9 protein-coding genes are annotated in these 13,842 nt (G+C 35.2%); all 9 read right to left on the minus strand.

Translation table 11 applies throughout. From position 1 onward, the window contains the following. Window positions 1-244: 244 nt before the first annotated feature. The 9 genes from QWC74_RS00995 to QWC74_RS01035 all read right to left on the minus strand — a co-directional run bounded on the left by QWC74_RS00995 (window position 245) and on the right by QWC74_RS01035 (window position 13,826). Window positions 245-1,969, minus strand: a complete 1,725-nt coding sequence (locus tag QWC74_RS00995) for a hypothetical protein (protein WP_055164436.1) — start codon at window positions 1,967-1,969, stop codon at window positions 245-247. A gap of 21 nt (window positions 1,970-1,990) precedes the next feature. Further along, entirely contained in the window at window positions 1,991-3,082 is a 1,092-nt protein-coding gene (locus QWC74_RS01000; RefSeq protein WP_006784964.1) for an alanine--glyoxylate aminotransferase family protein, read from the minus strand. Window positions 3,083-3,216: 134 nt separating this feature from the next. Beyond that, window positions 3,217-4,467 carry a phosphoribosylamine--glycine ligase gene (gene purD / locus QWC74_RS01005; RefSeq protein WP_006784963.1) on the minus strand — a complete coding sequence of 417 codons (1,251 nt, stop codon included), beginning with the start codon at window positions 4,465-4,467 and terminating at the stop codon, window positions 3,217-3,219. Between the two features lie 24 nt (window positions 4,468-4,491). Further along, window positions 4,492-6,024, minus strand: coding sequence for a bifunctional phosphoribosylaminoimidazolecarboxamide formyltransferase/IMP cyclohydrolase (gene purH / locus QWC74_RS01010; RefSeq protein ID WP_006784962.1), 1,533 nt, complete (start codon window positions 6,022-6,024; stop codon window positions 4,492-4,494). A 14-nt stretch (window positions 6,025-6,038) separates the two neighbouring features. Then, entirely contained in the window at window positions 6,039-6,599 is a 561-nt protein-coding gene (gene purN / locus QWC74_RS01015) for a phosphoribosylglycinamide formyltransferase (protein WP_006784961.1), read from the minus strand. Further along, a complete protein-coding gene (gene purM, locus QWC74_RS01020) occupies window positions 6,596-7,621 on the minus strand; it encodes a phosphoribosylformylglycinamidine cyclo-ligase (protein ID WP_006784960.1) in 1,026 nt (341 codons plus the stop codon). Before purM ends, purN begins: the two co-directional genes overlap by 4 nt. A gap of 12 nt (window positions 7,622-7,633) precedes the next feature. Beyond that, window positions 7,634-9,064 carry an amidophosphoribosyltransferase gene (purF, locus tag QWC74_RS01025; protein WP_006784959.1) on the minus strand — a complete coding sequence of 477 codons (1,431 nt, stop codon included), beginning with the start codon at window positions 9,062-9,064 and terminating at the stop codon, window positions 7,634-7,636. Between the two features lie 10 nt (window positions 9,065-9,074). Further along, complete coding sequence (gene purC, locus QWC74_RS01030) at window positions 9,075-9,785, minus strand: phosphoribosylaminoimidazolesuccinocarboxamide synthase (protein ID WP_006784958.1); 711 nt, start codon at window positions 9,783-9,785, stop codon at window positions 9,075-9,077. A 333-nt stretch (window positions 9,786-10,118) separates the two neighbouring features. Then, entirely contained in the window at window positions 10,119-13,826 is a 3,708-nt protein-coding gene (locus QWC74_RS01035; protein WP_006784957.1) for a phosphoribosylformylglycinamidine synthase, read from the minus strand. Between the last annotated feature and the right edge of the window lie 16 nt (window positions 13,827-13,842).

Consider the following 13,842-nt stretch of genomic DNA (forward strand, 5'->3'; position numbering starts at 1 on the left):
GAAGTTTTTTTAAAATCTTTCGATTTCTTTTTTTGTCTTCTTTCGACGACTTGATCATCTTATCATTTATTATAACTTTCGTCAATCTTTTCCACTATATTTTTGTAACAATTGATTAAATTTTTCTATAACATCATTAATATATACTATACTTAATCATTTATACACATTTAACTATAACATTTATAATTATTAATTTTATTCATATATAAAAAAGGTCTGACAGTGTACTGTCAGACCTTTTTTATTGTTGATTTTTAATATAATCTAATAACAACTCGGCAGCTTTACGTGGGCCAATATGTTCTTGCCCTTCAACCGCTAATCGCGTACGAATTTGTCCAACTTTAATTCCCTTTTTAAATAATGTTTCAAAATATTTATCAATCAATGGATCCGTTTGTTCTTTTAATTGCACAGGTCCAAATGGATTAGCAAAGTAAGATTCAACTAATCCCGTTTCTGTTGTGGTACCTTTTGCCTTACGTGCTCCTCTTACAAATACATCTTTTGCTTCATCTATATTATTAAAAAATTCAAATTCAGCACCATCTTCTTCATAGTTATTAGCATATAAGACCATGTCAACAGGACGCCCAGTTGTAATATCTTTATAAGTTGCAACTGGAATTACAATACGTGCATTCGTTTTATCTGGATTCATAAAAATACTTCGATCAATTGTGCGATATGCATATCCTGTATCCAAATCATCTAAGCGTACAAAGGCTCCAATCTCAGTACCGTACGCACGAATTTCACCTTTTTCGATTGCCAACGTTCCCATGTCATCAAAAATAGTTTTCATATCTTTAATTTCATCTTCTGCCATCAAACGCATTGCTTCTAGTGTTTCTGACTTACCTGCTCCACTATCTCCAATTACTACAATATTACTTTGAATACCATTTTTTAATGTTAATTCAATCATAGCACCATGTAATGGAAGTTTTTTCTCATTAATCATTTTGACATTATATAAAGTTAAAATCATTTTTTTCATATAACCAAAATAATCGTGATTTTCACTATAGGTCGCATATCCAATCATAATGTCATTTTCTTTATCTTGATAGAATACCGCACGATCTTCTTTATCTTTATTTCCATAAACATAAATTAAATCAGGTTTTCTGTCTTTACATTCTTCCAACTCTGCTAATTCAAATAAGTTACACATTGTAACCCCTTGAGCCATAAAATCACGATGAAAATATACGTAGGCTAGGGCAGTTCCTACTTTTGCAGGATACACAAACCAATTATTTGGATCTAGATATAATCCATCAAGTGGATTTATAAAAACCTCTTCGAAAATTCCATCCCTTTTTGTTCGTTTAGGATAAGTGATAAATGGCGGTGTTAATACAATGGACTCAATAAACGCCGGATATCTTAGCCCCCTATATTGCATTGGAAAATCCCATTGAATTTCATTTAATACTAAACCTGCATTTGCTCCAACAATTAATTGGCGATACACATTTTGACGATGTCCCATTAAACGCTCTTCAATAGTACGATAAACCTTTAATACTAAATTAGTAAAGTCATTATTTGCCTCGATAAATTTTATTTTTTGAATCCCAGTTCCTTCTGTACTGTTATAAATGACACTGTACCGTTCTAGACGACGCCAGTAATCGTATAATGCTTCAATAAATTCTATCAATGTATCCTTGTGTTGAAGTAACACTATAAATGATCGATTCATTTGCATAACTTCATCAATCTCTAATACCAATAATAATTTAAAAAGTGATGTTAACTCCGTTGCTACTCGATTTTCACCACATACATAAACTAATTGTTCATAAATTGGTGATTCTTTCTTTTTCAATCTATTTAAGAAACGTGTTAATACTTTCTCAAACCCTTGACTATTTAATAATTCATCTTCAGTATTGCAATAATGTGCAGAAAAGTTAATAACTGCAGTATTGCGTTCTAATTCGAATTGTGGCTTCATTATGTATTCTCCCCTCTAAAGCTACTTTTGACATTCCGGTAAAACTTCTTTTATGTATTGCACTAACAAATCAATTTCTTGTTTTGTGATTTCCCCTATAATTCCAACGCGTAACATTTTACCTGCATATGAACCCATTCCACCTGCTACAGTAAAGTTATATCTTTCATCAATTAAAGCAGTCAATTTGCTAGCATTGATATTTTCAGGAGCTAATACGGGAACTAACACATTTCCTCTAATACTTTCGTCTTTAATAAATAATTCAAGGCCGAGATTTGCAAGTTTTTCTTCAGCATATTTTCGAACTTGAACTTTATTTGCAATCACGCTTTCAAGACCTTGATTCAACAATCCATCTAATGCTGTTTTTAATGCTACAACGATAGAAATTGCTGGAGTAAATGGCTGTTCTGATTTTACTTCATAATAATGAAGATATTTTTTATAATCGAAATAATATTTTGGGAGATTTGAATATTCTAAACTCAATTTTGCTTTATCACTTAAGGCTACAAAACTCAATCCAGGAGGTAAGTGGAATCCTTTTTGACTACTTGCCACCGCACAATCTACTCCCCATTCATCTAAATGGAACTCTTGTACAACCATCCCACTAATACAATCCGCAATTAATAAACGATTTGTATCTTTCGTTAAATCCCCTAAAGCTTTCAAATTATTTACAACACCTGTTGCTGTCTCATGATAAGTTACAAATACACCTTTAATTTCGGGATATTTTTCTAAAATTTCTTTTACATCATTTAACTCATAACTTTTTCCCCAATCATAAGCTAACTCATGTACTTTTAATCCATATACAGTACAAATTTCAATAAATCTTTGACCAAACCATCCTGTATTAATGACTAAAACTTCATCCCCATTAGAGAATAGGTTAACGATTGTTGACTCCATTGACCCTGTTCCTGAAGATGTTAAAATAATTACATCATTTTTAGTATCAAATATTCTTTTTAACCCTTCGTTTACATCTTTAATTAATTGATGATAATCAGCCATACGATGATGAATTAAATCTTGCCCTAATACTTCTCGAATTTCCATTGGAATATTCGTAGGACCTGGCGTAAATAATACCTTACTCACTTTCTCACCCACTTCATAAAATTACAAGCTCATTTATAAAATACATCTTTTTAAAAATTTTGTCATTATGCTTTGCAAATATGTAATAAAAATAGACTTAAAGGGAGATTACAAAGATCTCCCTTTTTATATTTTTACTCGACAAATTTCTTTGCAATGTCTAGTCTGTAGAACAAATCATCACAAGTAATTTTTTCTATTTGTCGATAAACATTAGTTCGAGCTTTGTCTAAAGTTTCACCACTTCCAACAACAAAGAGAACGCGTCCACCGTTTGTTGTATAGTCTCCATCTACTAATTTAGTTCCCATGTGACAAACGTCTACATCTTCCAGTAAATCAAGACCTTTAATAATTGCGCCTTTATTATAATTTCCTGGATAACCTTTAGCGGCTAACACAACTCCAACAGTTGGTTTATCTGACCATACACACTCGATTTCTTTCCCCTCAAGCAGTGATAACATGATTTCAGAAAGGTCTGTCTCTAAACGAGGAAGTAGCACTTCCGTTTCTGGATCTCCAAAGCGAGCATTGAATTCAATAACTTTAATACCTGACGATGTTTTCATTAATCCAGCATATAAGATTCCCGTAAATGGTATATTTTCAGCAATCATTGCCTTCGTCATTGGTCCAATAACCATTTTAATCGCTTCCTCATAATCTGATTCCAAAATAAGCGGATGTGGACTGTGATTCCCCATTCCTCCTGTGTTCAACCCTTCATCATTATCATATGCACGCTTATAATCACGTGCAATAGGCATTGGGTTATAAAGTTCATTTGCGACAAAAGCCATTAACGAAAACTCTTCACCTTCCAAGAACTCCTCGATCACTACTTTCGAAGAGGCCTCATCAAACTGACGATATAATAACATTGATTCTAAAGTCTCAATTCCTTCTTCTAATGTTTGACAAATAACTACACCTTTGCCAGCAGCTAGTCCATCTGCTTTAATAACAATTGGCATAGACTGTGTTTTTAAATACTCAACCGCGGGCTCAAATTCTGTAAATTCTTTATATACTGCCGTTGGAATATTATATTTTGACATCATCTGCTTAGCAAAGGCTTTACTGCCTTCAATTAAAGCTGCTTCTTTAGTTGGGCCAAACACTTTTAATCCTTTTGAATTGAAACTATTAACAACTCCCGCTACAAGAGCCATTTCTGGCCCCACTATGGTTAAATCAATTTGATTTTCCAACGCAAAGTCAGTAAGTGCCGCTACGTTTGTTTCCTCAATTGGTACTAAAGTTGCCTCAATCATTCCATCATTTCCTGGTGCACAGAAAATTTGAGAAACTTTTTTATCGCGCATTAATTTTTTTATGATGGCATGCTCACGTCCCCCACGCCCAATAACTAAAACTTTCATAAATTTCTCCCTATCCTCACCAAATTAATGTTTAAAATGTCTTACTTTTGTAAATACCATCGCAATTCCAAATTTATTACAAGCATCAATAGAATCTTGATCTTTAATCGATCCACCTGGTTGAATGATTGCTTTAACTCCATATTTAGCAGCTAATTCAACTGTATCCGACATCGGGAAGAAAGCATCTGATGCTAAATATGAACCTGATGCCAATTCATTAGCTTGTTCAAGTGCAATTTTAGCCGCACCGACGCGATTCATTTGGCCTGCACCAACTCCTACAGTCATATTATCTTTCACTAAAGCAATCGCATTCGACTTCACATGTTTTACAACTTTAAATCCAAATAATAATTGTTCTAAGTCTTCTTGTGTTGGTTTTACTTCTGTTACACATTCTAAGTCTTCAAGTGTTACTTCTAGTGTGTCTAAGTCTTGTTGTAATAATCCACCTTTAACTGTTGTTAATTTATGTCCTAGTTGACGACGATTTGACATGTCTGTTGTTAATAGGCGGATATTTTTCTTTTGTTTTAAAATTTGTAATGCTTCTTCTGTAAAACTTGGTGCAATAATAATTTCTAAGAAGATTTTATGAAGTTCTGTTGCTACTTCTTTGCTAACTTCACGGTTAAGAGCAACAATTCCACCAAAGATTGACGTTGAATCTGCTTCATATGCTTTTGCATAAGCTTCCTCGATTGTTGATCCAATTCCAACACCACATGGATTCATATGTTTTACCGCAACCGCTGCTGGTGCTTCAAATTCAGCTAAAATTTCAAGTGCCGCATTAGCATCTGCAATATTGTTGTATGACAATTCTTTTCCATGTAATTGTTCACTCGCCACTACACTGTAAGATGGTTTTTCTAATGTTTGATAAAATGCTGCTGACTGATGTGGATTTTCTCCATAGCGTAATGATTGTTTTAGGTCGTATGTAACAGTAAGTTTTTCTGGAATTTTAATTTCGTTGATTTGATTAAAGTAGTTTGCAATCATTGCATCATAGGCTGCTGTATGATTAAATACTTTTCCAGCTAATTTTTGACGCGTGTTTAAGGTTGTATTTCCATGTTCACGAATTTCATCAATAATTTGATCGTAATCTTTAACATCTACAACGACTGTTACGTCATTAAAGTTTTTAGCTGCAGAACGTAGCATTGAAGGTCCACCGATATCGATGTTTTCAATTTTATCTTCATGTGTTGATTCAGGATTTTGAATTGTTTTTGCAAATGGATATAAGTTAACACAAACTAAATCTATGTACTCGATGTTGTTTTTTGCTACTTGTTGTTGGTGATATTCATCACCACGTTTTGCTAATAGACCACCATGAACTAATGGATGAAGCGTTTTGACACGTCCTTCTAAAATTTCCGGGAACCCTGTCACCTCGTCAATGGAAATAATATTCATTCCCGCTTCTTCTAATGACTTTTTTGTTCCACCTGTTGAAATAATATCGTATCCTAATTCAATTAAATTTTGTACAAATGGCACTAAGTTTGTTTTATCTGACACACTTACTAATGCACGTTTCATCTCTCTTCATCCTCCTAAATATTTAGCAATTGTTTAATGACAGTTGGATATAGCTCATGTTCTAAGTCATGAATTTTTTGCTCTATTTCTTCTCTTGTCTCTAACCCTGTACGTTTAAAACAAACTTGGTCAATAATCATCCCTGTATCAATACCTGAATCAACGTAATGAACAGTCACTCCCATAATTTTAACCCCATATTTTAATGCGTCTGTGATTCCATCCCGACCAGGAAAAGCTGGTAATAATGCAGGATGGATGTTAATGATTTTTCCTTCGTAAACATCTAATAAAGTTTGACCAACAATGCGCATGTAGCCTGCTAAAACAATTAAATCTGGGTTAAGGGGGATTAACTGAGTACAGATTTCTTGTTCGAAGGCTTCTTTACTAGAATATTCTTTTGGATTAAAAACGAAGGTTGGAATGTTCATTTTATGAGCTCTTTCAATGCAATAGGCACCCGGTTTATCACAAACAAGCAGTGCTACTTCGCAGGCTTGTTTATGTAATTTTTCAACGATAGTTTGAAAGTTACTACCATTCCCTGAAGCAAAGACAACTATTTTTTTCATACTAGTTGTACTCCTTCTTCAGCTACAACGTGACCGATGATATGTGGAGTTTCTCCTGCTTCTGTTAAGACCTCCATTGTTTTTTGAACTGAGTCTTTTGATACAATGATAATCATTCCAATTCCCATGTTAAAGACGTTATACATTTCGCGCTCGTCTAAGTTTCCAAGTTCTTTTAAGTAATTAAAGATTGGAGGCATTGGATATGAGTTTTTATTAATGACGACTCCGTGCCCCTCTGGTAATGTACGTGGAATGTTCTCATCAAATCCTCCACCTGTAATGTGAGCCATCCCATGTACTTCAACTTCTTTTAGTAAAGCCAAGATTGGTTTAACGTAGATTTTTGTTGGTGCTAAGACGGCCTCTGCTACTGTGGCTTGAAGTGATTCAACGTATTGGTTTAAATCGACGTTATGGTCTTTGAATAAGATTTTACGTACTAATGAGTATCCATTTGAGTGAATTCCACTTGATGAAAGTCCGATGATGATATCACCTTCACTCACTTTTTCACCCGTGATTAATTCATCTTTTTCAACAACTCCAACTGCAAATCCAGCTAAATCATAATGTCCATGCTCATACATATCTGGCATTTCGGCTGTTTCCCCACCGATTAAAGCAGCTCCCGCTTGCTCACATCCATCTGCTACTCCTTTAACGATAGCCTCAATTTTAGCAGGTTCATTTTTTCCAACCGCCACGTAATCTAAGAAATATAAGGGTTCTGCTCCTTGTACAACGATATCATTCACACACATTGCGACGCAATCGATTCCAATTGTGTCATGAACATCTGCTTTAATTGCCACCATTAACTTAGTTCCGACTCCATCTGTCCCCGATACTAAGAGAGGGTTTTGGTAATCAAGTGACGATAAATCAAACATAGCACCAAATGATCCAATTCCCGAAAATACTCCTGGACGATTCGTTTTTGCGATATGTTTTTTGATTCGATTAACCGATTCGTAACCTGCTTCTAGACTTACACCTGATTGTTCGTACGCTTTACTCATCTTCTCCACCCCTTATTTAACTTCTTTGTTTGCATTTATAACATCTTCATATAGATATGTCGGATAGTCTCCATTAAAACATGCGACACATTGACCACAGTTTTTACCGTAAGTTACAGGTCGGCCAATACCTTTTGTTAGTCCTTCTACTGAAATAAAGGCTAATGAATCGGCTCCAATTACGTGTCTTATTTCTTCTGTTGTATGGGTTGCAGCAATTAATTCATCGTATGTTGAGAAATCAACTCCATAAAAACATGGAAATTTGATTTCTGGTGAGGCGATACGCACGTGAACTTCTTTAGCCCCTGCATCACGTAACATATCTACCATTCGGCGTGATGTTGTCCCACGAACAATTGAGTCATCAATTAAAATAACGCGTTTATCTTTAACGATTGAACGAACAGCTGATAATTTCATCTTAACGCCTTGTTCACGAAGTTCTTGTGAGGGCTGGATAAAGGTTCGTCCAATGTATTTATTTTTAATCATGCCAATTTCAAATGGAATATTAGCTTCTTCTGCATATCCGATAGCTGCACTTAATCCCGAATCTGGTACTCCTACAACGATATCTGCTTCAACGTGTGATTCTTTAGCTAGAACTCGGCCACAATTTTTACGTGCTTGGTGAACGTTAATTCCTTCTACATCACTATCTGGTCTTGCAAAGTAAACGTACTCCATGCTACACATGCTACGATGACAAGTTTTGGCGTAGCGGTCTGACGTTATCCCATTTAAGTCAATTCTGATGACTTCTCCTGGATGAACATCTCGCAAATATTCTGCTCCAATCACATCAAAAGCACATGTTTCCGATGCAACGACAATTCCTTTATCACCAATTCGACCAAGAGATAGTGGACGTAATCCCAGTTTATCTAAAGCGATGTACATTTCATTTTCTTTTAATAGTAGGAAGGCGAAAGCTCCCTCGATATAAAGTAGGGATTCCTTCAAAGCTGTCATCATATCTCCACGTTGGCGTTTGATTAAATGAGCGAGAATTTCTGAATCAGAGGTAGTCTGAAAGATGCTTCCCTCGTTTTCAAGATAGACTTTAAGTTGATTTGCATTGACTAAATTTCCATTATGACAAAGACCAAGTGGTCCTGATTGAGAGCGGAATAGGAAAGGTTGAACGTTCATAATTCCGCCTCCGCCTGCTGTTGAATAACGAACGTGTCCAATCGCATGGATTCCCTTTAGACGATCGATATCTTGTTGAGTAAAAACATTTCGAACAAGTCCTTCTCCTTTATGTTGATGAAGCATTTTGCCATCACTCGTAACGATTCCAGCGCCTTCTTGACCACGATGTTGAAGAGCATGTAATCCGTAATAAGTTAATTCAGCTGCATTTTCATGATTGAAGATTCCAAAGACTCCACACTCTTCATTCATTTTATTTTCGAAAAATAAATCTAATTCTGCCATATTATTCACCTTAGCGACTTACGCGATTTAAGATTTCAATATAGGCTTCTTCAACATTTCCTAAGTCGCGACGGAAACGATCTTTATCTAACTTTTCGTTTGTTTTTTTATCCCATAAACGGCATGTATCTGGTGAGATTTCATCGGCTAACACAATTTCCCCATTTTTTGTACGTCCAAATTCAATTTTGAAATCAATTAAGCGAATGTCTTGTGCGTCGAAGAATTCAATCAATGCTTTGTTGATTTCTAATGTCATTTCTTTAATTTTTGCTAACTCTTCATAAGTCGCTAAATCTAATGCTACCGCGTGATCTTCATTAATCAACGGATCCCCATAAGCATCATTTTTATAACATAATTCATAAACCACGTTCGATGGAATTGTCCCTTCTTCGATTCCTAAACGTTTTGCCATACTTCCTGCAATAATGTTGCGCACGATAATTTCTAAAGGAACAATTTCAACTTTATGACATAATTGATCACGATCATTTAATTTTTCAATGAAATGGGTTTTCACTCCACGTTTTTCTAACATTTCAAAAATGATTGTTGTAATCGCATTGTTTAAAATACCTTTGTTTGCGATGCTTGATTTTTTTACCCCATTAAATGCTGTTGCATCGTCTTTATAATGAATAATAACTTTGTGATCATCGTCCGTTTTAAAAATTTGCTTTGCTTTTCCTTCATATAACATTACTCGAGTTGGGTTCATGGCCTTATCCTCCGTTTTTCTCTCTTTGTATAGTCTCTCTTTTATCTTTTTACTTGTTAGGGTGACGCTGTGCTTTCTCATTAGATATATAAGAACCTCTAAGTTTTGTGGATTTTTAAACATTTAGCGGTTCTATAGTTATACCTTAGTATCAAAAGGGTTTAAATACTAAGCCTGATGATAAAACGATTGATTACATTTCAGTTTATATATAGAACTTTTGAATCTAGTTTCTTCTCGCAATACGCTCGTAAAGTTCTAAAGCCTCTTCTGTCTCCCGATAATTCAGACTTTATTCACTTCCTACGCGTGTTAATTGCGAGACTCAACGTTTTATTTAAAGTATTTTACTCCGCTTTGGAACAGTAATTGATCGTAATTACCTGGGACATTTTTGAAAATTTGACTTCCGATGCGCTCTGAGTGCCCCATTTTTCCAAGAATGCGTCCATCTGGACTTGTAATTCCTTCAATGGCAGCGATTGATCCATTAGGATTGTAGATTCCATCCATTGTTGGTTTTCCAGTTACGTCTACGTATTGAGTCGCGACTTGACCATTTTTGATTAATTTTTTAATCACAGCATCATTCGCTACAAATTTCCCTTCTCCATGCGAAATTGCGATATTGTGAATATCTCCAACGTTTGCCCCCGATAACCAAGGTGATTTGTTTGAGGCAATACGTGTTTGTATAATTTTTGACATATGTCGGTTCGTATTGTTTTTAACTAGAGTTGGTGAGTCTTCAGTTACCATTCCAAACTGTCCATATGGTAATAATCCTGATTTAATTAATGCTTGGAATCCATTACAAATACCTAAGATTAATCCATCACGCTCTAATAATCCTTCAATACTTTCACGTACCTGTTCATTCATTAAAACTGATGTAATAAATTTTCCTGATCCATCTGGCTCATCTCCAGCACTGAATCCTCCAGATAGCATTAACATTTGAGATTCATTAATGTGTTTAACCATACGTTCAATTGAAGCTTCAATATCTTGATGATTTTGATTACAAAATACATCAATGATTGATTTTGCCCCAGCTTGTTCGAAGGCTCTTGCACTATCATATTCGCAGTTTGTTCCTGGGAATACTGGCAAGAATACTTGTGGTGTTGATTTTATTGATGATGTTTTAATGATGGTATTTTTATAGTCAATGATTGGAACCTCTATTTTTTCAGCTTCAGCGGCAACTGGATATAAATTGCCAAATGTTCCTTGCCATGCTTCTAAGCTTTCTTCAATCGTGATGGCCTCTTGATTGATGACGATTAAAGGTTCCGATGTTGTTTTTCCAAGTAAGTGCGCATGATCAAATAATAATGGTCGATCAGACTCTACGATAATCGATCCCAGTTCTAAGTCGAATACATCATAACCTGTTTTAATGGTTGCACCAATTTTATTCCCGAAACTCATTTTTGCTAATGCTTCAGCAATCCCTCCCTGTTTAACCGAGAAAGCTGATTTAATACATCCGACTGTAACCATGTCATAAATATAGTCAAAGTTAGTTTTTAACTGTTCAATATTTGGCATTAAATCTTTAGTTGGTTCATGTTTAATTAAATAAATATAGTTTTCCGGTGCCTTGAATTCTGGTGATAAAACTTTGTTTGCTTTTTCTGTTTGAACTGCAAATGAAATGAATGTCGGTGGAACATGTAATTCTTCAAATGATCCACTCATACTATCTTTTCCACCGATTGCAGGTAAATTAAACCCTTTTTGAACGTAAATTGACCCGAGTAGCGCTGCAAACGGTTGTCCCCAGTTTTGTGGGTCTTGTCCTAAACGACGAAAGTATTCTTGAAATGAGAAACGAATTCCTTGCCATCTTCCACCTAAGGCAATGATTCTTGCCATTGATTCAACTACTGCATAAGCTGCTCCATGGAATGGTGACCAGGATGTAATTTTTGGATTATATCCATAAGTTAACATACTAACTGTATTTGTCACACCATGACGTAGTGGAATTTTATGAACTGATCCTTCCGTCTCAGTTAATTGATATTTTCCTCCATAAGGCATTAAAACAGTCGTTCCCCCAATGGTTGAGTCAAACATTTCAACCATTCCTTGCTGTGATGCAACATTTGGTTGTTTTAAATTATTTAGGAATTTATCTTTAATTGTGTTTCCTTGTATTTTACTTTGGAATGGATTAGATTCTAAATCTGTTTTAATTGTAACGTTTGTTGTTTGACGCGCACCATTTGTATCTAAGAAAGTACGTGATAAGTTGACGATTGGACGACCATTCCAATTCATCACTAAACGATTGGTATTTGTCACTTCTGCAACAACGGTTGATTCTAAGTTTTCATGATGTGCAAAGTTAATAAAAGTGTCTACATCTTTAGAAGCCACCAAGACTGCCATACGCTCTTGCGATTCTGAAATTGCAAGTTCTGTTCCATTTAATCCATTGTATTTGACTGGAACAGCATTTAAGTCGATGTTTAATCCATCAGCAAGTTCCCCAATGGCAACAGCTACGCCTCCTGCTCCGAAATCATTACATTTTTTGATTAAGCGCGTTACTTCTCCATTTCTAAATAAACGCTGAATTTTTCTTTCAGTCGGAGCATTTCCTTTTTGAACTTCTGATGAAGCTGTTTGAATTGATGTTTCATTATGAGCTTTGGATGATCCTGTTGCCCCACCAATTCCATCTCTTCCTGTACGCCCACCAAGTAGAATGATGATGTCTCCAGGAGCTGGTTTTTCACGGCGAACATCACTTGCTTTAACTGCTCCGACTACTGCTCCGACTTCCATGTGCTTTGCTTTGTATCCTTCATGATAAACTTCACGAACAAAGCTTGTTGGTAATCCAATTTGATTTCCGTAAGAGCTATTTCCATCTGCTGAACGTTTTGAAATAATTTTTTGAGGAAGTTTACCTTCCATCGTATCTTCGATAGATTCTAAAACATTTGCTCCACCACTAATACGCATCGCTTGGTAAACATATGAACGTCCAGATAGTGGATCACGAATTGCTCCACCAATACATGTTGAAGCCCCACCAAATGGTTCAATTTCTGTTGGATGATTGTGTGTTTCGTTTTTAAACATTAATAACCATGGTTCGTTAACCCCATCAACATCGACATCTATATAAACACTACAAGCATTAATTTCGTCTGACACTTCTAAATCATTTAATAATCCTAATTTGCGTTGTTCTTTCATTGCAATAGTTGCCATATCCATTAATGTCATTGGCTTTTTATTATGGTGAACACGCTCTCGCATTGCGCAGTATTCATTGAAAGTTTGTTGTAAAATTTCATGGAATCGTCCACTTTCGAATGTTACATTTTCAATTAATGTTTCAAACGTTGTGTGACGGCAGTGATCTGACCAGTAAGTATCTAATACTTTTAACTCTGTTTCTGTTGGATTTCGTTTTTCTTCCTTTAAGAAGTAATCTTGAATTAATTTGATGTCTGCTAGGGACATGGCCATCCCGTGTGTCTTTAAGAATGCCGCTAACGCTTCCTCTTTATAGTCAACGAATCCTTCATATGTTTTGACATCTTCAATTTCTATTGATTCATCTAATTGAAGTGGTGCTGTTAAATCTTTTTCACGCATTTCAATCGGATTGATATAGTAGTTTTTAATTTTAGCTAATTCTTCTTTTGACTGTACTCCATCCAAAATAATCACTTTTCCACTCTTAACACGAACCTCATCATTTCCTGTTAAAAGTTGAATACATTGAATTGCTGAGTCGGCACGTTGATCATATTGCCCGGGTAAATATTCTACTGCAAAATAGGTTTTATCACTTAACTCAATTGAGTCACTCGTCATATCTGTTACAATTTCAGATAAAACATTTTGCTTCGCTGTTTCAAGTTCCGTTTCATTAACGTTAAATAAATCATATATATTAATGACACGAGTATTAGTTAGGTTTAAATGTAAATTTTCATTCAAATCATGCCGTAAACTTTTAGCTTCTGTTGCATAGATATCCTTCTTCTCCACAAAAATACGATACTGACTCATTTTCCTCATCCTCACC

The organism is uncultured Turicibacter sp., assembly GCF_938044715.1.
GTDB lineage: Bacteria > Bacillota_I > Bacilli_A > MOL361 > Turicibacteraceae > Turicibacter > Turicibacter sanguinis.